Origin of the sequence: Variovorax boronicumulans (assembly GCF_009811375.1) — a bacterium.
GTDB classification, from domain to species: Bacteria; Pseudomonadota; Gammaproteobacteria; order Burkholderiales; family Burkholderiaceae_C; genus Variovorax; species Variovorax boronicumulans.
Map to the genome: position 1 here is coordinate 3,997,448 of NZ_BKDH01000001.1, position 22,533 is coordinate 4,019,980.

Here is a 22,533-nt window from a genome sequence, read left to right on the forward strand (position 1 = left end):
CTCGTGGGTCTTTGCGATATTCGCAATATTTGCAAAATCAGCCGTCTTCATTCGCAATGATTCGCCAATTCAGGCCTTCATTATGGGCGTTCGATTGCGTAAATTGCGAAGCATGACCCACCGATCCGCCGCCATCGAGCTGACCGACATCGTGTTCCCCGAGCACGCCAACCACTACGGCACGCTGTTCGGCGGCAACGCCCTGCTGCTGATGTCGAAGGCCGCGTTCCTCGCCGCACGCACCTTCGCGAAGTCCGACGTGGTGATGGCCAGCCTGGGCGATGCGCAGTTCTTGGCGCCCGTGCCCGTCGGCCATGTGCTGCGCCTGCGGGCCTGGGTGACGCGCGCCGGGCGCAGCTCGCTCACGGTCTGCGTCACCGGCGCGGCCGAGCCGCCCGATGGCGAAGCCCGCCCTTCGCTGAAAGGCCTGTTCGAGATGGTGGCCGTCGACGGCCGCGGCCGTCCCGCGCGCCTGCGCAACACCTACCTGCACACCGACAAGGAACCCGCATGAACGACACCGCCACCCCCACCGGCTTCAAGCCCAAGAAATCCGTCGCCCTGTCGGGCGTGACCGCCGGCAACACCGCCCTGTGCACCGTGGGCCGCACCGGCAACGACCTGCACTACCGCGGCTACGACATCCTGGACATCGCCGAGGTCTGCGAGTTCGAGGAAATCGCGCACCTGCTGGTGCACGGCAAGCTGCCCACGGCCGCCGAGCTGCGTGCCTACAAGGCCAAGCTCAAGGCCATGCGCGGCCTGCCCGCGAGCCTGAAGGAAGCGCTGGAGCAACTGCCCGCCAGCGCGCACCCGATGGACGTGATGCGCACCGGCGTCTCGTCGCTGGGCTGCCTGCTGCCCGAGAAGGAAGACCACAACCTGCCCGGCGCGCGCGACATCGCCGACCGCCTGATGGCCTCGCTCGGCTCGATGCTGCTGTACTGGTACCACTGGTCCACGCAGGGCCGGCGCATCGAGGTCGAGACCGACGACGACTCCATCGGCGCGCACTTCCTGCACCTGCTGCACGGGCGCAAGCCCAGCGCGCAGTGGGAGCGCGCGATGCACACCTCGCTCAACCTCTATGCCGAGCACGAGTTCAACGCCTCCACCTTCACGGCGCGCGTGGTCGCGGGCACGGGCTCCGATGTGTATTCGGCCATCACCGGCGCCATCGGTGCGCTGCGCGGCCCCAAGCACGGCGGCGCGAACGAGGTGGCCTTCGAGATCCAGAAGCGCTACGACGCACCCGACGAGGCCGAGGCCGACATCCGCCGCCGCGTCGCCGCCAAGGAAGTCGTGATCGGCTTCGGCCACCCGGTCTACACCGTGAGCGATCCGCGCAACGTGGTCATCAAGGGCGTGGCGCGCACGCTGTCGCAGGAGGCCGGCTCCACCAAGATGTTCGACATTGCCGAGCGGCTCGAGGCCGTGATGTGGGACGTGAAGCAGATGTTCCCCAACCTTGACTGGTTCAGCGCCGTGAGCTACCACATGATGGGCGTGCCCACGGCCATGTTCACGCCGTTGTTCGTCATCGCGCGCACCTCGGGCTGGGCGGCGCACATCATCGAACAGCGCATCGACAACAAGATCATCCGGCCCAGCGCCAACTACACGGGCCCCGAAGACCTGAAGTTCGCGCCGATCCAGGATCGGAAGTAAAAACACGAGAAGAAGAAAAGCGCCCGTGCCTGCGCGCGGGTGCCGAGCGACAAGCGCCCCATGAACACCGACTACCGCAAGAACCTTCCCGGCACCGCGCTGGACTACTTCGATGCGCGCGAAGCCGTCGAAGCCATCCAGGCCGGCGCCTGGGCCCCGATGCCCTACACCGCGCGCGTGCATGCCGAGAACCTCGTGCGCCGCTGCGACCCGGCGATCCTCGTGCAAAGCCTCACGCAGCTTGCCCTGCGCCAGCGCGAGCATGACTTTCCGTGGTTCCCCGCGCGCGTGGTCTGCCACGACATCCTCGGCCAGACCGCGCTGGTCGACCTGGCCGGCCTGCGCGACGCCATCGCCGAACAGGGCGGCGACCCCTCGCAGGTGAACCCCGTGGTGCCGGTGCAGCTCATCGTCGACCACTCGCTGGCCGTGGAGTGCGGCGGCTTCGACCCCGATGCCTTCGCGAAGAACCGCGCCATCGAGGACCGGCGCAACGAAGACCGCTTTCACTTCATCGAATGGACGAAGCGGGCCTTCCGCAACATGGAGGTGATCCCGCCGGGGAACGGGATCATGCACCAGATCAACCTGGAGCGGATGTCGCCCGTCGTGCATGCGCAGGACGGCGTGGCCTACCCCGACACGCTGGTGGGCACCGACAGCCACACGCCGCACGTCGATGCGCTGGGCGTGGTCGCCGTGGGCGTGGGCGGGCTCGAGGCCGAGAACGTGATGCTCGGCCGTGCCTCGTGGATGCGGCTGCCCGACATCGTCGGCGTGCGCCTCGCGGGCCGGCCGCAGCCGGGCATCACGGCCACCGACGTCGTGCTCGCGCTCACCGAGTTCCTGCGCGCGGCGAAGGTCGTGGGCGCCTACCTCGAGTTCCACGGCGAAGGCGCGGCCAGCCTCACGCTGGGCGACCGCGCGACCATCTCCAACATGGCGCCCGAGTACGGCGCCACCGCCGCGATGTTCGCCATCGACACGCAGACGCTCGACTACCTGCGCCTCACGGGCCGTGCCGACGAACAGGTGCGCCTGGTCGAGGTCTATGCGAAGCAGGCGGGCCTGTGGGCCGACACGCTGCGCGAAGTCGAATACGAGCGCGTGCTGAATTTCGATCTGTCGACGGTCGTGCGCAACATGGCCGGCCCGTCGAACCCGCATGCGCGCGTGGCCACCGCCGACCTCGCGGCGCGCGGCATCGCCGCCCCGTGGGACGACGTGCCCGGCCGGATGCCCGACGGCGCCGTGATCATCGCGGCCATCACCAGCTGCACCAACACCAGCAACCCGCGCAACGTGATCGCCGCGGGCTTGCTCGCGCGCAACGCCAACCGCGTGGGGCTGGCGCGCAAGCCATGGGTCAAGACCTCGCTCGCGCCCGGCTCGAAAGCGGTCACGCTGTACCTGGAAGATGCGGGCCTGATGCGCGAGCTCGAACAGCTGGGCTTCGGCGTGGTGGCCTATGCCTGCACCTCGTGCAACGGCATGTCGGGCGCGCTCGACCCGGTCATCCAGCAGGAGATCGTCGATCGCGACCTGTACGCCACCGCCGTGCTCTCGGGCAACCGCAACTTCGACGGGCGCATTCATCCGTACGCGAAGCAGGCCTTCCTGGCCTCGCCGCCGCTGGTGGTGGCCTACGCGATCGCGGGCACGGTGCGCTTCGACATCGAGAAGGACGTGCTCACGGTGGTCGACGGCAAGGAGATTCGGCTCAGGGACCTCTGGCCGCGCGACGAAGAGATCGACGCCATCGTCAAGGCCAGCGTGAAGCCCGCGCACTTCCGCCAGGTGTACGAACCGATGTTCGCGATCCAGCCCGACACGGGCGAGCAGGTCGCGCCGCTGTACGACTGGCGCCCCGCTTCCACCTACATCCGCCGCCCGCCGTACTGGGAAGGCGCGCTCGCCGGCGAACGCACGCTCACGGGCATGCGGCCGCTGGCGATCCTGCCGGACAACATCACGACCGACCACCTGTCGCCATCGAACGCGATCCTGCTGGACAGCGCGGCCGGCCAGTACCTGCACCGCATGGGCCTGCCCGAGGACGACTTCAACTCCTACGCCACCCACCGCGGCGACCACCTCACGGCGCAGCGCGCGACCTTCGCCAACCCCACGCTGAAGAACGAGATGGTGCGCAAGGCCGACGGCGCGGTGCGCGCCGGATCGCTGGCGCGCGTGGAGCCCGAGGGCGAGGTGATGCGCATGTGGGAGGCCATCGAGACCTACATGCTGCGCAAGCAGCCGCTGATCATCGTGGCCGGCGCCGACTACGGCCAGGGCTCGTCGCGCGACTGGGCCGCCAAGGGCGTGCGGCTGGCCGGCGTGGAAGCGATTGCGGCCGAAGGCTTCGAGCGCATCCACCGCACCAACCTCATCGGCATGGGCGTGCTGCCGCTCGAATTCAAGCCGGGCACCAACCGCCTCACGCTGGGCCTGGACGGCACCGAGACCTACGATGTGACCGGCGCGCGCACCCCGCGCGCCGACCTCGTGCTGGTCGTGCACCGACAGAATGGCGAACGGCTCGACGTGCCCATGACCTGCCGCCTCGACACCGCCGAAGAGGTGTCCATCTACGAAGCCGGCGGGGTGCTGCAGCGCTTTGCGCAAGACTTCCTCGCCGCCACGAAAGCCGACTGACGATGCCGCACACCCAGCAGATCAAGATCCCCGCCACGTACATGCGCGGCGGCACCAGCAAGGGCGTGTTCTTCCGCCTGCAGGACCTGCCCGAGGCCGCGCAGGTGCCGGGCCCCGCGCGCGACGCGCTGCTGCTGCGCGTGATCGGCAGCCCCGACCCCTACGGCAAGCAGATCGACGGCATGGGCGCCGCGACGTCGAGCACGAGCAAGACCGTGATCCTCTCGAAGAGCGAACGGCCCGGCCATGACGTGGACTACCTGTTCGGCCAGGTGTCGATCGACCGGCCTTTTGTCGACTGGAGCGGCAACTGCGGCAACCTCTCGTCGGCCGTGGGCCCGTTCGCGATCAGCAACGGCCTCATCGATGCGGCACGCGTGCCGCGCGACGGCGTGGCCGTCGTGCGCATCTGGCAGGCCAACATCGGCAAAACCATCGTCGCGCACGTGCCGATGACCGGCGGCGCGGTGCAGGAGACCGGCGACTTCGAACTCGACGGCGTGACCTTCCCCGCGGCCGAGGTGCAGCTCGAATTCATGGACCCCGCCGCCGAGGAAGACGGCGCGGGCGGCGCGATGTTCCCGACCGGCAACCTCATCGACGCGCTGGAGGTGCCCGGCCTCGGCACGCTGCAGGCCACGATGATCAACGCCGGCATCCCCACCGTCTTCGTGAACGCCGAGGCGCTCGGCTACACGGGCACCGAGCTGCAGGACGCGATCAACGGCGATGCCGCCGCGCTCGCCCGCTTCGAGGCCATCCGCGCGCACGGTGCGCTGCGCATGGGCCTCATCCGCACGCTCGACGAAGCCGCCAGCCGCCAGCACACGCCCAAGGTCGCCTTCGTGGCCAAACCCGCGGGCTACACCGCATCGAGCGGCAAGACCGTCGCGGCCGGCGACGTCGACCTGCTCGTGCGCGCGCTGTCGATGGGCAAGCTGCACCACGCCATGATGGGCACGGCGGCCGTGGCCATCGGCACGGCCGCCGCCATTCCCGGCACGCTGGTGAACCTCGCGGCCGGCGGCGGCGCGCGCGAGGCCGTGCGCTTCGGTCACCCCTCGGGCACCTTGCGCGTGGGCGCGCAGGCCAGCCAGGTCGAGGGCGAATGGCAGGTGACCAAGGCGGTGATGAGCCGCAGCGCCCGCGTACTGATGGAAGGCTGGGTCCGTGTGCCCGGCGACACCCTTTGAGCTTTCAGATCCATTCACAGGAAATTCCGATGTCGACTCGCAAGACCCTCCGTTCCCTCGCCGAGGCCCGCCGCGGCGTGCTGGTGCCGGGCGCCTTCAACGCGCTGTCGGCGCGTGTCATCGAAGACCTGGGCTTCGAAGCCATTTACGTCACCGGCGCGGGCGTCACCAACATGTGGTTCGGCCTGCCCGACCAGGGCTTCATGGGCCTGCACGAGATCGCCGACCACACGGCGCGCATCCGCGACGCGGTGAACCTGCCGCTGATCGTCGATGCCGACACCGGCTTCGGCAACGCGCTGAACGTGCGCCACACGGTGCGCGTGCTGGAACGCGCGGGCGCCGACTGCATCCAGTTCGAGGACCAGGTCGCGCCCAAGCGCTGCGGCCACTTCTCGGGCAAGGAGGTGATCTCCACCGAGGAAGCCGTCAACAAGATCAAGGCCGCGGTCGATGCCCGCACCGACCCCGACCTGCTCATCATGGCGCGCACCGACGCGGCCGCCACGCTGGGTTTCGAGGCCGCGATCGAGCGCGCGCAGAAGTTCAGCGAGGCCGGCGCCGACATCCTGTTCGTCGAGGCCGTCACCACGGCCGACGAGATTCGCGCGCTGCCGCAGCGCCTGCACAAGCCGCAGCTCATGAACATGGTGATCGGCGGCAAGACGCCGATCTTCGGCGCCGAGGAACTCGGCGGCCTCGGCTACGGCATCGTGCTGTACGCCAACGCCGCGCTGCAGGGCGCGCTGGCCGGCATGCAGAAGGCGCTCACGGTGCTGCGCGACACGCGGCGCATGGACGAAGACCCGTCGCTGGTCGCGCCCTTCGCCGAGCGGCAGCGGCTGGTGCGCAAGCCCGAGCTCGATGCGCTGGATGCACGCTACGCCAGCTGAGGTTCTCTACAAAGAGTCCTTCAGCTTCGCGCGCAGCCGGCTCACCGCCTGGCCGTGCAGCTGGCACACGCGCGACTGGCTCACCTCGAGCACCGCGCCGATCTCGCGCAGGTTCAGCTCTTCCTCGTAGTAGAGCTTGAGCAGCAGCTGGTCGCGCTCGGGCAGCGCGCCAATGGCGTCCACCAGCTGGTGGCGAAAGCCGCTTTCGAGCAGGCGCGCGAGCGGGTCGTCGAAGTCGCCGCGCCCCTTGCGCGCCTCCTGCGCATGCAGGTCGAGAAAGGGGTTGTCGGGGTCGCCCTTGGCGAAGTCTTCCACGTACAGCAGCTGGCAGCCCTGGATGTCCTGCAGCATCGACTGGTAGGTGTCCAGGTCGACCTTCAGCTCCTTCGCGATCTCGCCTTCGGTGGGCGCGCGGCCCAGCCGGTGGCCCAGCGCCTGGATCGCCTTCTCGATGCCGCGCGCCGACTGGCGCAGCCCGCGCGAACCCCAGTCGCTGGCGCGCAGCTCGTCGAGCATGGCGCCACGGATGCGCTGGCTGACGAAGGTCTCGAACTGCGCGCCGCGGTGGTCCTGGTAGCGGCTCGACGCATCGAGCAGGCCGAGCATGCCGGCCTGGATCAGGTCGTCCAGCTCCACGCTGGCCGGCAGCCGCGCCATCATCTGCAGCGCGATGCGGCGCACCAGCGGCTGGTGCTGTTCCAGCAGATGCGATTTCTCGATGGTGCCCTGTGCGGTGTACACGGCCGTCCGTCCTCGTGGTCGTGTCTCAGGCCGCGAGCGCCTGCGGGAACACGGCCGGCCGCGCGGGCGTGCGCCAGGTCCAGCGGCCCATGTCGTCGGCGATGGCGCGGAAATCGACCGCCGCCGCGCTGGCCGGAAAGGCCTCGACCACGGTCTGGCGCAGCCGCGCCGCATCAGCGAGCCAAGGGTCGGTGCGCACCCAGCCCACGGGCAGCAGCGACAGCGCAAGGTAGCGGCTGGCGGCCTGCGCGAGGTTGTGCATGACCTGCTGCGCGGTGCCCGCATCGGCCACGCCGTTGAGCAAAAAGCGCAGCTGCTTCAGCGCATGCGCGCGGTGCAGGCGCTTGATGCCCGCATAGGCCGAGGTGATGGCCGCCGGGTGCGGCTGCAGCACGAGCAGCAGTTCGTCGGCGCCCTGCGCCAGCGGCGACAGGCAGCCTTCGCCGTCGAAGGCCGCATCGACGAGCACGATGCCGCGCGGCCACAGCGTGCGCGGATCGATGGTCGCGCCGGGTGATGCGGGCAGCACCTGCACGCCGCACACCGCGCTCGCAGCGGCCTGGTCGATGCGCAACCGCCGCCCCGCCACATCGGCCAGCGTGCCGCGCGGGCCGAGCGCCCACACGTCGCACACCGAGCGCACCTTCGGATGGTGTTCATCGAGCAACAGCACGTCCTTGCCCTGCTGCGCCAGCGCCGCGCCCAGGCTCATCGCGGCCGTGGTCGCGCCCGCGCCGGGGCCCATGCCCGCGACGGCGACGACGCGCACCGGCGCCTTCCCGAGCAACCGGCGCAGCCCGTCGGCCTGGTCCGTGACGCGTGCGCTCATCGCCTTCAGCCCAGGCGTTCCAGCGCGCGCGGCGCTCGCGCGGGCGCGGCCGATTCGGTGCCCAGCGCATCGAGCAGCAGGAACAGCTTGCCCACGCCCGCGTACAGCGCGCCGCCCGTCAGCGCGCGGCCGGCGCGCGTGGCGCGGCCCGTGAGCTGGCCCAGCAGCAGGCGCGTGCGGTCGGCCCATTCGCCTTCGGCCTGCAGCAGGCGCCACACGGTGGTCGTGACCTGGCCGGCGACGAGCAGGCGCTTCATCATGTGCGGATCACCCGGTTCGCCCATGCCGCCCACGAGCTGCACGCCGTCGCGCAGCAGGCGGAAGCACGGCTCGGCGTCGGCGGCCCAGCCCTGCCATTGCGCGAGCTGAGGTGCGCCGACTTCGTCGCCCAAGTTGGTGAGCACGCAGGTGTGCGACAGCAGCTTGCGGCTGCGCGCGTCGACCACGCGCACGGCCACGCAGCGCAGCGTGGGCAGGGTGTCGCGATCGATGGCGGTACGCGGCAACACCTCGAACTGCGCTTCGCATTGCAGTGCAGCCTTGCCGCGATAGCGCACGGGCCGCTCGGTCGCATCGTCGAACGCGAAGGCCAGGCGCGCGAGCGTGGTCGCGGCACCGGTGTGCGCATCCGTCACGGCGGTGCTGCCGGGCGCGCGCGCCAACCACTGCGTGCCTTCGGCCTGCCACGCCAGCATCTGTTCGACCGCCGGCGGCTTGCCCAGCACATGCACGAGTCGCTTGCCGAAATCCTGTTGCTGAAGCCACTGCGCCTGACGCTGGCCCGGTGCGGCCGACTGACGCGCCGCAGCGGTCGAAAGCCACTGGTTCGGTGCCGCCAGCGGCAGGCCGCTGCGGTCCGACAGCAGCAGGCTGCCATGGCACACGTAGGCGTCGCCGCTGTCGGTCGCGCGCAGGCCCACCTGCCCGGCCAGCGCGAGCACGTGGGTGTCGCAGCCCACCGCCACCTCGCCGCGCGCGAACGTCGACAGCTCGTGCAGCACGGCCTTGGCATCGACGGCCTCGTCACCGGCCTGACGCCACAGCGTGCGTGCGCCATCGAAGCCGATGTGCGCCCCGGCGAGCGCGCCGGCGGTCGTCGCCAGTTCCTGCGCGTCGTGCGCCATCGCACGGATCAGGCTCTGGTAGCGCAAGCGCAGGCGATCGGTCTCGCCCTGCGCCTGCGGCGAAGGCGTGGCCTCGTCGGGCAGGTCGGCCTCGGCCGGCACGAAGAGCGGGCTGTGCTGGCGCGGCTGGAACACGCTGTCCACCAGCTGCACGCGGTCGGCGCGCAGCAGGTTCTCGGGCACCTTCTGTCCGCCCGAGATGTAGTGCACCGGCAGGCGGTGGCGGATCACGGTGTCGATCAGCGCGCCCGGATGCGTGGCCTCGTCGACCTTGGTGAAGATGCAGCCCGCCAGCGCATGGCCCTGGCGGTAGGCGTGCACCACCTCGTTGAGCGTGTCGCCGTGGCTGGTGGCGTTGAGCAGCAGCAGCCGCTTCACCGGCCGCTGGCTGCTGCCGAGCATGGCGATCTGCTCGGGCACGGCGCGGTCGCGCTGGCTCATGCCGACGGTGTCGATGAGCACCATGTGGCGGTCGCGCAGGTCGTGCAGCACCAGCTGCAGGTCGGCCGCGTCCTTCACCGCATGCACCGGCACGTTGAGGATCTGGCCGTAGATGCGCAGCTGCTCGTAGGCGCCGATGCGGTAGCTGTCGGTGGTGACGAGCGCGAGCTTGTCGGCGCCGAAGCGCATCACGCAGCGCGCGGCCAGCTTGGCGGTGGTGGTGGTCTTGCCAACGCCGGTCGGGCCCATCAAGGCATAGACGCCGCCCTGCGCGAACAGCGCGTCTTCGTCTTCATGCACCGGCACCGCGCGCACGAGCTCGGAGCGCACGAAGGCCATGCCGTCGGCGTAGCTCTGGCCCGTCGGCAGCTTCTCGAGCATGGCCTTCGACAGGCGCGCGCTGAAGCCGGCGCCCAGCAGCGTGCGCAGCAGGCGACCGCGCACCGGGTCGCGGCGCTGGCTGTCGCTCCAGACCACGCTGGCGAGCTGTTCCTCGATCATGCCGCGCATCGAATGGAGTTCGCTGAGCACGGTCGGGTCGGCGGATGTGGCCGTGACAGGCACGACTGCGGGCACCGCGGCCTGCACCGTCTGCTGCACATCGCCCTCGGCCATGGCGACGATCTCGACGCCCTGCGCGGTGGCGCGGTGCGTGAGCACGATGGCCTCGGCGCCGAGCGATTCGCGCACCAGGCGCAGGGCCTCGCGGCCGGTGGCGGCGACGAATTTGCGTGCGGTGGTGCGCACGTCGATCTGTGGATTCAAACGGCTCGTCCTCCAATGGCGGCGGTGATCTTGATGGTCCGGGCGTCAGGGATCTCGGCGTGCGAGAGCACCTTGAGCTGCGGCAGGCTGCGCCGCAAAAAGCGAGACAGCAGCACGCGCAGCGCGTGCTGCACGACCAGCACCGGCGCCAGCCCCATCTGCTCCTGGCGCACCATGGCGGCCTGCGCCTGCTTGAGCAGGTTGTCGGCAATGCCCGGCTCGATGCCACTGCTGTTGTTCAGGGCCTGCTGCAGCACGCTGTCGAGCGAGCCGTCCAGGCCGATCACCTGCATCTCCTCGTCGCCCGGGAACAGCTGCTGCGTGATGGCGCGGCCCAGCGCCAGGCGCGTGAGCGTGGTGAGCTCGGTCGGGTCTTTCACCGTGGGCGCGTGCTCGGCCATCACGTCCAGGATGGTGCGCATGTCGCGGATCGGCACCTCTTCGTCGAGCAGGTTCTGCAGCACCTTGTGCAGCGTGCTCAGCGACAGCACCTTGGGCACCAGGTCTTCGGTGAGCTTGGGCGCGGTCTTGGCGATCTGGTCGAGCAGCTGCTGCACTTCCTGACGGCCCAGCAGCTCGGCCGCGTGGGTGTGGATGAGGTGGTTCAGGTGCGTGGCCATCACGGTGCAGGCATCAACCACGGTGTAGCCGTACACCTGCGCCTGCTGGCGCAGGCTGGCGTCGATCCAGGTGGCCTCCAGGCCGAAGGCCGGGTCGCGCGTGGGCGTACCCGTCAGCGTGCCCGTCACCTGGCCGGGGTTGATCGCCATCCACTGGTTCGGGAAGGCTTCGCCGCGGCCGATCTCCACGTCCTTCAGGCTGATGACGTAGGCGTTGGGCTTGATCTCCAGGTTGTCGCGGATGTGGACCACCGGCACCAGGAAGCCCAGCTCCTGCGCGATCTTCTTGCGGATGCTCTTGATGCGGCCCAGCAGCTCGCCCTGCTGCGACTGGTCCACCAGCGGGATCAGCCGGTAGCCGACCTGCATGCCCAGCGGATCGACCATGGCCACGTCGTCCCAGGTGGCTTCGGCCTGCTCGGCCGAGGCGGGCACGCCCGCCCCCTGCGTGGCGGCGGCCGCGGCGGCCTGTTGCGCGGCCGCCTGCGGCTTGCGCTGCACCAGCCGCCTGCCGAGCCACACCAGGCCGCCCGCGATCAGCAGGAAGGCCAGGTTCGGCATGCCGGGGATCATGCCCAGCAGGCCGACGATGCCGGCCGTGAGGAACAGCACCTGCGGGTTGGAAAAGAGCTGGCCCGTGAGCTGGCTGCCCACGTCCTCGTCGGTGGTCACGCGCGACACGATCACGCCGGCCGCGGTGGAGATCACCAGCGCCGGAATCTGCGCCACCAGGCCGTCGCCGATGGCCAGCAGCGTGTAGGTCTTGCCGGCCGTGGAGAAGTCGAGCCCGTGCTGCAGCATGCCGACCACCAGCCCGCCGATGATGTTGATCACCATGATGAGCAGGCCCGCGATCGCGTCGCCGCGCACGAACTTGCTGGCACCGTCCATCGAGCCGTAGAAGTCGGCCTCCTGCGCCACCTCGGCGCGGCGCTTGCGGGCGATCTCTTCGCCGATCAGGCCGGCGTTGAGGTCGGCGTCGATCGCCATCTGCTTGCCCGGCATCGCGTCGAGCATGAAGCGCGCGCCCACCTCGGCGATGCGGCCCGCGCCCTTGGTGATCACCATGAAGTTGATGAGCACGAGGATGATGAACACCATCACGCCCACCGCGAAGTTGCCGCCCACGAGGAAGTGGCCGAAGGCCTCGATCACCTTGCCGGCCGCGTCGGGCCCGGTGTGGCCGTGCATGAGCACCACGCGCGTGGAGGCCACGTTGAGCGACAGGCGCAGCAGCGTCGAGAACAGCAGCACCGCCGGAAAGGCCGCGAAGTCCAGCGCCTTCATGGTGTACATGCTCACCAGCAGCACCATCACCGACAGCGCGATGTTGAAGGTGAACAGCAGGTCGAGCAGGAAGGGCGGCAGCGGCAGCACCATCATGCTCAGGATGAGGATGATGAGGATCGGGCCCGCCAGCCCCTTGAACTGCGAGCCGGAGAAGATCCGCGCCGGCAGGCGCATCAGGTCGTTCAGTCCGTTCATGCCACCGCCGGCGAATACTGCAGGTCGGCCGGCACCGGCAGGTCGGTCGGCGTGCGCGGCGCCTCGCCGCCCTCGCTGTTCCAGCGCTTGAGCTGGTACACCCAGGCCAGCACCTCGGCCACGGCGGTGTACAGCCCCGCCGGAATTTCCTCGCCCAGCTTCGTGTGCCGATACAGCGCGCGCGTGAGCGGCGGCGCCTCCAGGATCGCGACCTTGTGTTCCCTGGCCATCTCGCGGATGCGCGCGGCCACCAGCTCGGTGCCCTTGGCGACCACGCGCGGTGCGCGCATGTCGCTGTCCAGGTACTGCAGCGCGACGGCGAAGTGCGTCGGGTTGGTGAGCACGATGTCGGCCTTGGGCACCTCGGCCATCATGCGACGGCGTGCCATCTGCTGCTGTTGCCGGCGGATCTGCGCCTTGATGTGCGGATCGCCTTCGCTTTCCTTGTGCTCCTGGCGCACGTCCTCGCGCGACATGCGCAGCTTGCGGTAGTAGTTCCACAGCTGGAACGGCACGTCGACGAGCGCGACGAGAAAGAGCGTGGCGGCGATGAGCGCGCAGTGCTTGGCCACCAGCACCAGTGCATGCGGCAGCGCCTCGTGCGCAGGCTGCGACATGAGCGCCATCACCGCCTCGATGTCGTCCACGATGACCCACCACGCCACGCCGCCGATGAGCGCCGACTTGGCCAGCGCCTTCACCAGCTCGGCCAGTGCCTGCGCCGAGACCATGCGGCCGATGCCGGCCAGGGGATTGAGCTTGCCGAAGTTGGGTGCAACGGCCTTGCCGGAGAACATCCAGCCGCCGAGCATCAGCGGCGCCGCCACGGCGGCCACCACCATCATGGCGAACAGCGGCCCGATGGCCATGAGTGCGTGCAGCACCATGAGCCCGCTCTGCGAGAGCATGTGCGCGGGGTCGAAGGCGCTGGCGCGTTCGAACTGCAGGCCGCGTCGCAGCGCGCCGCTCAGGCTCGCGCCGAGCGACTCGCCCGCCAGCCACAGGCCGGCGCTCGCGGTGGCGAGCATGACGAAGGTGGTGAGCTCGCGCGAACGGGCCACGTTGCCTTCCTCGCGCGCCTTCTCCAGGCGCCGCTCGGAGGCGGGTTCCGTTTTCTCGAGATCGCTTTCCTCAGCCATTCATGCTCCGAACCAGCACTGGCGAAGTACGCCTTGCCCAGAACCAAATTATTGGATCCGGTGGTGCGGAACAATCTGCCGATCAGGACCGGTATCGCCCTGCAATTCGGCCAATCAAGCAGGCTGAAAGCGGCTCAGAAGCCGAGGCTCTCGAGCAGGTCGTCGACCTGTGCCTGGTCGGTCACGGCGTCGGGGTTGCCGGGCTTCACCTGCGGCCCGTTCTGCAGGCTCTGCACGGCCTCGTGGCGCTTCTCGGGCGGCGAGTTGTCGATCAGCACCTGCAGCAGCTGCGTCTCGACGTCGTTGACGACTTCCATCATCTTCTTGATGACCTGGCCCGTGAGGTCCTGGAAGTCCTGCGCCATCAGGATCTCCATGAGCTGCGTGTTGATGGCGCTGGCGCGCTGGGGCACGTCGTTCAGGTAGCCGCGCGTGTCCAGCACGAGCTCGCGCGCCTGGTCGAGTTCGATCGGGTTCTCGAACCACTGGTCCCAGCGCTGCGTCAGGGCCTTGGCGTCGGTGGCCAGGGCCTCCTGCAGCGGCTGCGCCACGTCGATGGCGTTGAGCGCGCGGTGCGCGGCGCGCTCGGTGGTGGCCGCCACGTAGTTGAGGCGGTCGCGCGCATCGGGAATGGCCTGCGCGGCCTTGGCCACCTGCTTGTCCAGGCCCAGTTCGCGCAGGCCTTCGCGCAATTGGCGCGTGAGGTGGCCGATGCGGCCCAGCAGTTCTTCGGTGGTGTTGTTGGTGGCGTCTGCCGCGCCGGCGGTGTCCTGGCTCATGCCTTGGCCAGCTTCTCGAAGATCTTGGTGATCTTCTCTTCCAGCGTCGCCGCGGTGAAGGGCTTCACCACGTAGCCGTTGGCGCCGGCCTGCGCGGCCGCGACGATGTTTTCCTTCTTGGCCTCGGCCGTGACCATCAGCACCGGCAGCGTCTTCAGCTCGGGGTCGGCGCGGATGGTCTGCAGCATGGTCAGGCCGTCCATGTTCGGCATGTTCCAGTCGGAGACCACGAAGCCGAAGCTGCCGCCGCGCAGCTTCTCCAGACCGGCCACGCCGTCCTCGGCCTCGTCGACGTTGAGGAACTCCAGCTCCTTCAACAGGTTGCGCACGATGCGCCGCATGGTCGGGAAGTCATCCACCACCAGGATCTTGATGCTCTTGTCGATCACGATTTTTTCCAGCTCCACAGGTCGTTGTTCAAACTCGTCATACCCGGTTCGCACGTTCACCGAACGTGCGAAGGTGCGCCATCACGCGGCGACTGATCTCGTTCAGCGGCGACACCTCGTCCACCGCGCCCAGCGCCACCGCCTCGCGCGGCATGCCGAAGACCACGCAGCTGGCCTCGTCCTGCGCCAGCGTGTGCGCGCCCGCGCGCCGCATGCGCAGCAGGCCCTCGGCGCCGTCCTTGCCCATGCCCGTGAGGATGATTCCGATGGCGTTCTTGCCCGCGTGCTTGGCGGCCGAATCGAACAGCACGTCAATCGACGGCCGGTGGCGGTTCACGGGCGGCTCCTGGTCCAGGTGCGCCACGTAGTTGGCGCCGCTGCGCGCCAGCGACAGGTGAAAGCCGCCCGGCGCGATGTAGGCATGGCCCGGCAGCACGCGCTCGCCCTGCTCCGCCTCCTTCACGCGGATGCGGCACAGGCCGTCCAGGCGCTGCGCGAAGGAGCGCGTGAAGCCGGCCGGCATGTGCTGCGCGATGAGCACCGCGGGCGCGTCGGGCGGCAGCGGCTGCAGCACCTCGCGGATGGCCTCGGTGCCGCCGGTGGAGGCGCCGATGATGAGCAGCTTCTCGGTGCTCAGCAGCGGGCTGCGCAGCAGCGCCTCGGGTGCCGCCTCGTGGGCGGGCCGCGCCGCCGTGGCCGCTGGGCGCGCGGGCAGCAGCCGCGCACTGGCCGCCGTGCGGATCTTGCCGGCGATGAGTTCGGTGTAGTTGAGCAGGCCGTCGCGCACGCCCAGGCGCGGCTTGGTCACGAAGTCGATGGCGCCCAGCTCCAGCGCGCGCAGCGCGATCTCCGAGCCGCGCTCGGTGAGCGATGACACCATGACCACCGGCATCGGCCGCAGGCGCATGAGCTTCTCGAGAAACTCCAGCCCGTCCATGCGCGGCATTTCGACGTCGAGCGTGAGCACGTCGGGGTTGGTGACCTTGATGAGGTCGCGCGCCACCAGCGGGTCGGCCGCGGTGCCGACCACGGTCATGTCGCTCTGGCTGTTGATGATCTCGCTCATCACGCTGCGGATCAGCGCCGAATCGTCGACGCAGAGCACCTTGATCTTTTTCTTGCTTGGCAGGCTCACCGGCTTCCTTTGGTTCTGTCGATCTCGTGCGGCGCGGCGGGCACCGACAGCCGGCGCAGCAGCTCGCCTTCGTCGCGGCGCACCCGCAGCACCTCGGTCTGCGCGCGCAGGCGGCGCACCACGGCCTTGCCGCTCTCGGGCAGGAAGCACACGCGGCGCGCGTGCGGTCCGCGCAGGTCCTGCGCCGCCACTTCGATGCGTTCCGCCTCCAGGTAGCGCAGCACGAAGTCGGCGTTGCGGTCGCCGATGTTGAGCGTGGTCATGCCGGCCAGCACGGCGCCGCCGCCGAACACCTTGGCCTGCAGCCGCTCGCGCCGCGCGCCCGCGCGCACCAGTTCGCGCACCAGCACGTCCATCGCGAAGGCGCCGTAGCGCATCGAGCCGCCACCGGGCTCGCCGTCGTCGGGCAGCATGAAGTGGTTCATGCCGGCCACGCCCGCCTGCGCGTCGTGCAGGCAGGCAGCCACGCAGGAGCCGAGCACGGTGCTCAGCACGGTGTGGTCGGTGGTCACGTAGTACTCGGAAGGCAGCAGCTTGACGGCCATGCGCCCGACATCGCGGTCGAAGTAGTGGTGGCTCGCCAGGCTCATGCGATGCCCGGGGTGCGCGACAGCTCGTACACCGTCTGCCCCAGCGGGCGGAAGGCCGGGTTGACGAGCGAGGCGTTCTCGGAATGCCCGGCGAACAGCAGGCCGCCCGGCTTGAGCAGCGGCGCGAAGCGGTCGAGCACCTTCTTCTGCGTCGGCTTGTCGAAATAGATCATCACGTTGCGGCAGAAGATCGCGTCCACCGGCTCCTTCACCGACCAGGCGCTGTCCAGCAGGTTCACGCGCGAGAACTTCACCAGCGTGGCCACCTCGGGACGCACGCGCACCTTGCCGGCGTTGGTGCCAGTGCCCTTGTTGAAGAAGCGCCGCAGCCGCTCGGGCGACAGGCGCCGCACCTGCTCGGTGGTGAAGACGCCGGTGGCGGCCTTGGCCAGCACCGCCGTGTCGATGTCGCTGGCGATGACGCGGGCCGAGCCCGCGCGCTCGCCCAGCGCTTCCATCAGCGTGATGGCGATCGAATACGGCTCCTCGCCCGTCGAGGCGGCGGCGCACCACACGGTGACCGGGCCCGGGCGCTTGCGCACATGGTCGGCCAGCGTGGGAAAGTGGTGCGCCTCGCGAAAGAACGAGGTCAGGTTGGTGGTGAGCGCATTGATGAACAGCTGCCACTCGTCGCCGTCGTGGCGCGCCTCGAGCTGGTCCAGGTACGGCGCGAACGCCGGCAGCTGCAGCTCGCGCAGGCGCCGCGACAGCCGGCTGTACACCATCTGCCGCTTCTGCTCGCCCAGGGCGATGCCGGCGCGGCGATGGATGAGGGTCCGGATTCTGGAGAAGTCGTGGTCGGTAAAGTGGAACTCGGTCGTCACAGCCAGCCTGGAAGCGTGACTTTCAATGGTCACGGAAACCGCCGTTTCCAATCGGCCGATCAGACGCGCAAAAGCCCTGCATTTCCGGGGGTCAGGCAGGCGGCGCGGTCACGGCCGGGCCGGCGTCGAGCGCCCACACCAGCGCCGACAGCTGCGCGGCGTTGACCTGCGCGGCGCTCAAAAAGAGCGCCTCCGACAGGCGCGCGGCGCGGCCGTCGTCGGTCTCGCAGCTTTCGGCCAGCGCCACGAAGGGGCCGTAGACGCCGCTGCGCGACAGAATCGCCTGCTGCACGGCCTCGGTGAGCTGCACCTTGCGCAGCACGCCCTCCATGGGCACGCCCAGCAGCTGGTCGAGCAGCGAGAACATGCCCGCGACGAACAGGTTGTCGGCCTCGCCGGGCGGCAGCATGCCCTGCCCCATCAGCTCGACGAAACGCCCGCGCAGGATGGCCTTCTTCATCATGAAGGGCGAGCTGACCTTGTTGCTGGTGGCCAGCAGCAGCGACAGCCAGCGGTACAGCGGCGAGTAGCCGAGCATGGCGACCGCATGGCGCAGCGAGTGAATCTCGACCGCCAACCCGACCGAGGGCGAGTTGATGTAGCGCAGCAGCCGGTAGGTGAGCGCGGCGTCGTGCTTGAGCGCGCCCTCGATGGCACGCACGTCTTCGTTACGCAGGATCATCTGCATCAGGTGCACGATGAGCTGCGACTCGGGCTGCAGCGCGTCGGCGCTGTCGCGCGCCGGCGGCAGGCGCACGGCGCCGTCGACGAACACTTGCACGCCGCGCGCGGCGCAGGCCTCGAACTCGGCCCAGCTCGCCACGCGCGCGGCGATGGGGGCCGGGCCAGTGGGCGACACGTCCGCCAGCTGGGAGGGCAGCACCTCGCGGTGCGTGACGATGGCGCGCAGCTCGTCGTCGTCCGGCAGCGCGACGCCGCCGCACAGCATGAAGCCGAAGCCCTGCTCGCGCAGGAACAGCAGGATGGAACGCATGTCGGCGTCCATCAGCTCGTCGGCCTTCATGCACAGCACGACGTTGCGCGGCGGCAGCGACTGCAGCTCGCTCTGGAACAGCGCATCGACCGTGACGTCGACGAACACCCTCTGTGCGCCCAGCAGCCAGCCGTGGCCGCCCGGGTTCAGGTGCAGGCCCAGCGTGTCCATGAGCGCCTTGACGCCGGCCGCCGCACCCGCGTCGGTGCCCTGCCCGGCCGCGCGCCAGGCCATGCGGTAGCCGACCACGCGGCGCTTGCCGTCGAGCAGCATGGCGTAGGCCACGTGGCCGTCGGCACCGACTGCGGGCGTGATGGCGGGCGTTGCGTCGGCTTGCGCGCCGTTGCCTTCGACGCCGGGGCGCCGGAAGAAATCGAACCTCATGCGGCCGTCCCTCGCGTCGGGATCAGGACGCCAGCGCGTCGGTGCGGCGCGCGGCGCCCGCCAGGGCCGCCGCGCTGGCGGCCTGCGCGCGCTGGATGCGCGGCATCGCGCCCACGTCGACGATGAAGGCCACGCTGCCGTCGCCCACGATGGTGGCGGCCGAGATGCCCGGCACCTTGCGGTAGTTGGTCTCCAGGTTCTTCACCACCACCTGGTGCTGGCCGAGCAGTTCGTCGACCAGCAGCGCGAAGCGGCTGTCGTCGGCCTGCACGATCACCAGGATGCCCTGCGTGGGCTGCGTCTGCGCGCCGGCCACGTCGAACACGCGGTGCAGCTCGATGAGCGGCAGGTACTCGCCGCGCACGCGGATCACGTGGCCGTCGGCGGTGATGGAGTGCAGGTGCTCCGGCAGCGGCTGCAACGACTCGATCACGTAGCTCAGCGGCAGGATGTACGCCTCGCTGCCCACGCGCACCGACATGCCGTTGAGGATGGCCAGCGTGAGCGGCAAGACGATGCGCGTGGACGTGCCCTGGCCGCCGCGCGAATGAATCTCGACATGGCCGCCCATCTCCTGGATGTTGCGCTTGACCACGTCCATGCCCACGCCGCGCCCCGAGATGTCGGTCACCTGCTCGGCCGTGGAGAAGCCGGGCGCGAAGATCAGCTGCCACACCTCTTCGTCGGGCATGGCGTCGTTCACCGGCAGGCCCTGCTGGCGCGCCTTGTCGAGGATGCGCTCGCGGTTCAGGCCGGCGCCGTCGTCGCTCACCTCGATCACGATGTTGCCGCCGTGGTGCTGCGCCGACAGCAGCAGCTGGCCGGTGGCGTCCTTGCCCTTGGCCAGGCGCACCTCGGGGGCCTCGATGCCGTGGTCCAGGCTGTTGCGCACGAGGTGCGTGAGCGGATCGACGATGCGTTCGATGAGCCCCTTGTCGAGCTCGGTCTCCTTGCCGTAGGTGTCCAGGCGCACCTGCTTGCCGAGCTTGGCGCTCACGTCGCGGATCACGCGCGGGAAGCGGCTGAACACGTAGTCCATCGGCATCATGCGGATCGACATCACCGACTCCTGCAGGTCGCGCGCGTTGCGCTCCAGGTGGCCCAGGCCGCTCAGGAAGCGCTCGTAGGCCACGGGGTCGAGCACGGTCGCGGCCTGCGTGAGCATCGACTGCGTGATGACGAGCTCGCCCACGAGGTTGATGAGCTGGTCGACCTTCTCGACGTCGACGCGGATGGAGCTGGATTCCTTGGCGCTGGCGGGCACGGGCGCGGCGGCGACCGGTGCAGGCGCGGCGGGTGGCTGCACGACCGGTGCTTCAACTGCGACCACAGGTTCGGCAACGTCGGCCACCTCGCGCGTGATGTCGATCTGCGATTCGTCGATGACGAAGCAGCACACGGCCACGATGTCGTCGGGGTCGCAGGTGGTGGCCAGCCGCACGGTCAGCTGGTCGTTGCTGCGCGTGCGCGTCAGCACGGTGCCCAGGTTGGTCAGCTCGCCGGCGAGCAGCTCGCATTCGCTGTCGGACAGGCGCGCGAAGCGCACGACCAGCACGCCGTCGCCGCTGCTGCCTTCATCGGCCGGCGCAGCGGCTTGAACGACAGGCGCCGGTGCGGGCGCGGGTGCCGGCACGGGCGCGGCGGCGTTGTTCTCCATCGCCAGCTGCTGCAGCACGCCGCAGATGTGGGCGACCCTCTCGGCGTCCGGCTCCTTGCCGGCCTGGTAGGCGGTGAGTTGTTCTTGCAAGGCGTCCTTCGTTTCCAGAAAGGCATCGATCATCGGAGCGCTCAGGTGCAGCTGCCCGTGGCGGGCCCTGTCCAGCAGCGTTTCGAGCACGTGCGTGGTGTGGGTCAAGGCGGTGAAACCGAACGTGGCCGCACCGCCCTTGATGGAGTGCGCCGCGCGGAAGATGGCGTTGAGCTGCTCGCCGTCGGGCGCCTCGACGTCGAGGTCGAGCAACAGCTGCTCCATCTCCGCCAGCAGCTCGATGGCTTCGACGAAGAAGGCCTGGGTGAATTGACTGAGGTCCATCTGTGGTGCTCCGGGGCCCGCACTCTCGCGCGCGGCCGCTTCCTTGTTCTTGTTATCCCGCCGTGTGTCCTGCCGCGGTGCGCGCCTGCGCGGCCGGTGGCGGCAGGCCGATGCGCGTGGCGCCGGCGTCGTTGCTGTTCTCGCGCTCGATGCGCTCCTGCGTGCGGTGGTTCAGCAGGATGATGCTGATGCGGCGGTTGATGGGGTTGCGCGGATCGGCGCGGTCCAGGTGCATGCTGTCGGCCAGGCCGATCACGCGCAGCACCTTGTCCTCGGTCATGCCGCCCGTGACCAGCTCGCGGCGCGAGGCGTTGGCGCGGTCGGCCGAGAGCTCCCAGTTGCCGTACGAACGGTCGTTGGTGTAGACGATGGCGTCGGTGTGGCCCGACAGCGTGAGCTTGTTGGGCAGGCCGTTGAGCACCGGCGCCAGCTCGCGAAGAATGGCGCGCATGTGCGGCACCACGCGGGCGCTGGCCAGCTCGAACATCGGGCGGTTCTCGCTGTCCACGATCTGCAGGCGCAGGCCTTCGGTGGTGATGTCGATGAGGATCTGCGAGCGGAACTGCTGGAACACCGGGCTCTTCTCGATCAGCTCGTCGAGCTTCTTCTTCATCTCGGCCAGGCGGCTGGCGTCAGCCGCGTCTTCGCTGTCGGCCTCGGTGTGGCGCACCTCGCCCTCGGCATGCATCACGTCGGCGCCGCCGCCGGGGATCATGCTGGTGCTCATGCTGCTCTTGTCGCCGCCCGCCAACGCCACGCGCAGCGGCATGCGAAAGTGCTCGGCAATGCCTTCGCGCTGCTTGGGGCTGGAGATCGACAGCAGCCACATCACGAGGAAGAAGGCCATCATGGCCGTCATGAAGTCGGCGTAGGCGATCTTCCAGCCGCCGCCCGCGTGGCCGCCGCCGTGCCCGCCGCCGTGGGCGCGCTTGATGATGATGCGGGGCTTCGCGTCGCTCATGGCCGTTAGAGAATCAGCGTGCCTTGACTTCGCGCACGTGGTCGTCCAGCTCGGTGAACGAGGGGCGCTCGGTCGAGAACAGCACCTTGCGGCCGAACTCCACGGCCAGCTGCGGCGCGTAGCCGTTCAGGCTGGCCAGCAGCGTGACCTTGGCGCACTGGTAGATCTTCATGCCCTCTTCGACCTTCTGCTCGATCAGCGAGGCCAGCGGCGACACGAAGCCGTAGGCCAGCAGCACGCCCAGGAAGGTACCGACCATGGCGTGCGCGATGAGCGCGCCCATCTCCGACGGCGGCAGGTGGGCCGATCCCAGCGCATGCACCACGCCCATCACGGCCGCGACGATGCCCAGCGCCGGCAGTGCGTCGCCCACGCGCGAGAGGCTGTGGCCGGGCACCGCGGCCTCGTGGCGGATGGTGTCGATCTCGTGGTCCATCAGGGCCTCGATCTCGTGCGCATCGGTGTTGCCGCTGATGACCAGGCGCAGGTAGTCGCACAGGAAGACGGTGATGCCCTCGTGCGCCAGGATGGTCGGGTAGCGGCCGAAGATCTCGCTCTGCTCCGGCGCTTCCACGTCGGACTCGAGCTTCATCATGCCTTCCTTGCGGGCCTTGGCGAGCAGCTCGTACAGGAGCGCCAGCAGGTCCATGTAGAGCTGGCGGTTGTGCTTGGAAGAACGCAGCAAGAGCGGCAACTCCCGGATGGTCGCCTTGATGGTCTTGCCGTTGTTGCCCGCGATGAACGCGCCGAGCGCGGAGCCGCCGATCATGAGCAGCTCCACGGGCTGGAACAGCACGCCGAAATGCCCGCCCATGAGGCCGTAGCCGCCGAAGACGGCGCCGATCACCACCAGATATCCCACCAGAACCAGCACGCGCTTCCCCTATGCCCT

General features: G+C 69.4%; 19 protein-coding genes. 5 read left to right on the forward strand and 14 right to left on the reverse strand.

Translation table 11 applies throughout. The features are described from left to right. Positions 1–112: 112 nt before the first annotated feature. From VHAB30_RS18365 to VHAB30_RS18385, 5 genes are read left to right on the forward strand one after another with little or no spacing between them, the layout of a single operon-like run. On the forward strand, positions 113–514 hold the full coding sequence (locus VHAB30_RS18365) for an acyl-CoA thioesterase (protein WP_159278063.1): 402 nt from the start codon (positions 113–115) through the stop codon (positions 512–514). Next, on the forward strand, positions 511–1,668 hold the full coding sequence (gene prpC, locus VHAB30_RS18370) for a bifunctional 2-methylcitrate synthase/citrate synthase (RefSeq protein WP_062469421.1): 1,158 nt from the start codon (positions 511–513) through the stop codon (positions 1,666–1,668). Before VHAB30_RS18365 ends, prpC begins: the two co-directional genes overlap by 4 nt. Positions 1,669–1,728: 60 nt before the next feature. Beyond that, the gene (gene acnD, locus VHAB30_RS18375; protein WP_159278064.1) at positions 1,729–4,323 is read left to right on the forward strand and encodes a Fe/S-dependent 2-methylisocitrate dehydratase AcnD; all 2,595 of its coding nucleotides are present in this window, start codon (positions 1,729–1,731) and stop codon (positions 4,321–4,323) included. 2 nt (positions 4,324–4,325) lie between these two features. Then, positions 4,326–5,516 (forward strand): 2-methylaconitate cis-trans isomerase PrpF, encoded by a 1,191-nt coding sequence (gene prpF, locus VHAB30_RS18380; protein WP_159278065.1) that lies wholly within the window; start codon positions 4,326–4,328, stop codon positions 5,514–5,516. Positions 5,517–5,545: 29 nt separating this feature from the next. Further along, positions 5,546–6,409: an isocitrate lyase/PEP mutase family protein gene (locus tag VHAB30_RS18385; protein WP_095744092.1), complete on the forward strand. Its 864-nt coding sequence runs from the start codon at positions 5,546–5,548 to the stop codon at positions 6,407–6,409. A 6-nt stretch (positions 6,410–6,415) separates the two neighbouring features. Here VHAB30_RS18385 and VHAB30_RS18390 read toward each other — a convergent pair whose 3' ends face one another. The 14 genes from VHAB30_RS18390 to motA all read right to left on the reverse strand — a co-directional run bounded on the left by VHAB30_RS18390 (position 6,416) and on the right by motA (position 22,515). Next, on the reverse strand, positions 6,416–7,150 hold the full coding sequence (locus VHAB30_RS18390; protein ID WP_070061574.1) for an RNA polymerase sigma factor FliA: 735 nt from the start codon (positions 7,148–7,150) through the stop codon (positions 6,416–6,418). A 25-nt stretch (positions 7,151–7,175) separates the two neighbouring features. After that, a complete protein-coding gene (locus tag VHAB30_RS18395) occupies positions 7,176–7,979 on the reverse strand; it encodes a MinD/ParA family ATP-binding protein (RefSeq protein ID WP_159278066.1) in 804 nt (267 codons plus the stop codon). 5 nt (positions 7,980–7,984) lie between these two features. Next, complete coding sequence (gene flhF / locus VHAB30_RS18400; RefSeq protein ID WP_159278067.1) at positions 7,985–10,309, reverse strand: flagellar biosynthesis protein FlhF; 2,325 nt, start codon at positions 10,307–10,309, stop codon at positions 7,985–7,987. Further along, positions 10,306–12,414: a flagellar biosynthesis protein FlhA gene (gene flhA / locus VHAB30_RS18405; RefSeq protein WP_159278068.1), complete on the reverse strand. Its 2,109-nt coding sequence runs from the start codon at positions 12,412–12,414 to the stop codon at positions 10,306–10,308. Before flhA ends, flhF begins: the two co-directional genes overlap by 4 nt. After that, positions 12,411–13,553: a flagellar biosynthesis protein FlhB gene (gene flhB / locus VHAB30_RS18410; RefSeq protein WP_159278069.1), complete on the reverse strand. Its 1,143-nt coding sequence runs from the start codon at positions 13,551–13,553 to the stop codon at positions 12,411–12,413. The genes flhA and flhB overlap by 4 nt, the downstream gene beginning before the upstream one ends. A gap of 134 nt (positions 13,554–13,687) precedes the next feature. Beyond that, the gene (cheZ, locus tag VHAB30_RS18415; RefSeq protein ID WP_062469395.1) at positions 13,688–14,332 is read right to left on the reverse strand and encodes a protein phosphatase CheZ; all 645 of its coding nucleotides are present in this window, start codon (positions 14,330–14,332) and stop codon (positions 13,688–13,690) included. Next, positions 14,329–14,721, reverse strand: coding sequence for a chemotaxis response regulator CheY (cheY, locus tag VHAB30_RS18420; RefSeq protein ID WP_056582361.1), 393 nt, complete (start codon positions 14,719–14,721; stop codon positions 14,329–14,331). Before cheY ends, cheZ begins: the two co-directional genes overlap by 4 nt. A gap of 37 nt (positions 14,722–14,758) precedes the next feature. Next, positions 14,759–15,850 carry a protein-glutamate methylesterase/protein-glutamine glutaminase gene (locus VHAB30_RS18425; protein ID WP_083259225.1) on the reverse strand — a complete coding sequence of 364 codons (1,092 nt, stop codon included), beginning with the start codon at positions 15,848–15,850 and terminating at the stop codon, positions 14,759–14,761. Between the two features lie 2 nt (positions 15,851–15,852). After that, entirely contained in the window at positions 15,853–16,446 is a 594-nt protein-coding gene (gene cheD, locus VHAB30_RS18430; protein WP_062469392.1) for a chemoreceptor glutamine deamidase CheD, read from the reverse strand. After that, positions 16,443–17,270 carry a CheR family methyltransferase gene (locus VHAB30_RS18435; protein WP_159278381.1) on the reverse strand — a complete coding sequence of 276 codons (828 nt, stop codon included), beginning with the start codon at positions 17,268–17,270 and terminating at the stop codon, positions 16,443–16,445. The genes cheD and VHAB30_RS18435 overlap by 4 nt, the downstream gene beginning before the upstream one ends. 91 nt (positions 17,271–17,361) lie before the next feature. Next, positions 17,362–18,648 carry an EAL and HDOD domain-containing protein gene (locus VHAB30_RS18440; protein WP_159278070.1) on the reverse strand — a complete coding sequence of 429 codons (1,287 nt, stop codon included), beginning with the start codon at positions 18,646–18,648 and terminating at the stop codon, positions 17,362–17,364. Positions 18,649–18,670: 22 nt separating this feature from the next. Continuing rightward, on the reverse strand, positions 18,671–20,680 hold the full coding sequence (gene cheA, locus VHAB30_RS18445) for a chemotaxis protein CheA (protein ID WP_159278071.1): 2,010 nt from the start codon (positions 20,678–20,680) through the stop codon (positions 18,671–18,673). Positions 20,681–20,732: 52 nt separating this feature from the next. After that, positions 20,733–21,641, reverse strand: coding sequence for a flagellar motor protein MotB (gene motB / locus VHAB30_RS18450; RefSeq protein WP_062469377.1), 909 nt, complete (start codon positions 21,639–21,641; stop codon positions 20,733–20,735). Between the two features lie 13 nt (positions 21,642–21,654). Further along, positions 21,655–22,515 (reverse strand): flagellar motor stator protein MotA, encoded by an 861-nt coding sequence (motA, locus tag VHAB30_RS18455; RefSeq protein WP_070061563.1) that lies wholly within the window; start codon positions 22,513–22,515, stop codon positions 21,655–21,657. Between the last annotated feature and the right edge of the window lie 18 nt (positions 22,516–22,533).

Coding starts and splice junctions, on each gene's coding strand:
- VHAB30_RS18365 (WP_159278063.1), top strand. CDS start 113: ATGACCCACCGATCCGCCGCCATCGAGCTGACCGACATCGTGTTCCCC.
- prpC (WP_062469421.1), top strand. CDS start 511: ATGAACGACACCGCCACCCCCACCGGCTTCAAGCCCAAGAAATCCGTC.
- acnD (WP_159278064.1), top strand. CDS start 1,729: ATGAACACCGACTACCGCAAGAACCTTCCCGGCACCGCGCTGGACTAC.
- prpF (WP_159278065.1), top strand. CDS start 4,326: ATGCCGCACACCCAGCAGATCAAGATCCCCGCCACGTACATGCGCGGC.
- VHAB30_RS18385 (WP_095744092.1), top strand. CDS start 5,546: ATGTCGACTCGCAAGACCCTCCGTTCCCTCGCCGAGGCCCGCCGCGGC.
- VHAB30_RS18395 (WP_159278066.1), bottom strand. CDS start 7,979: ATGAGCGCACGCGTCACGGACCAGGCCGACGGGCTGCGCCGGTTGCTC.
- flhA (WP_159278068.1), bottom strand. CDS start 12,414: ATGAACGGACTGAACGACCTGATGCGCCTGCCGGCGCGGATCTTCTCC.
- flhB (WP_159278069.1), bottom strand. CDS start 13,553: ATGGCTGAGGAAAGCGATCTCGAGAAAACGGAACCCGCCTCCGAGCGG.
- cheZ (WP_062469395.1), bottom strand. CDS start 14,332: ATGAGCCAGGACACCGCCGGCGCGGCAGACGCCACCAACAACACCACC.
- cheD (WP_062469392.1), bottom strand. CDS start 16,446: ATGAGCCTGGCGAGCCACCACTACTTCGACCGCGATGTCGGGCGCATG.
- VHAB30_RS18440 (WP_159278070.1), bottom strand. CDS start 18,648: ATGAGGTTCGATTTCTTCCGGCGCCCCGGCGTCGAAGGCAACGGCGCG.
- cheA (WP_159278071.1), bottom strand. CDS start 20,680: ATGGACCTCAGTCAATTCACCCAGGCCTTCTTCGTCGAAGCCATCGAG.
- motB (WP_062469377.1), bottom strand. CDS start 21,641: ATGAGCGACGCGAAGCCCCGCATCATCATCAAGCGCGCCCACGGCGGC.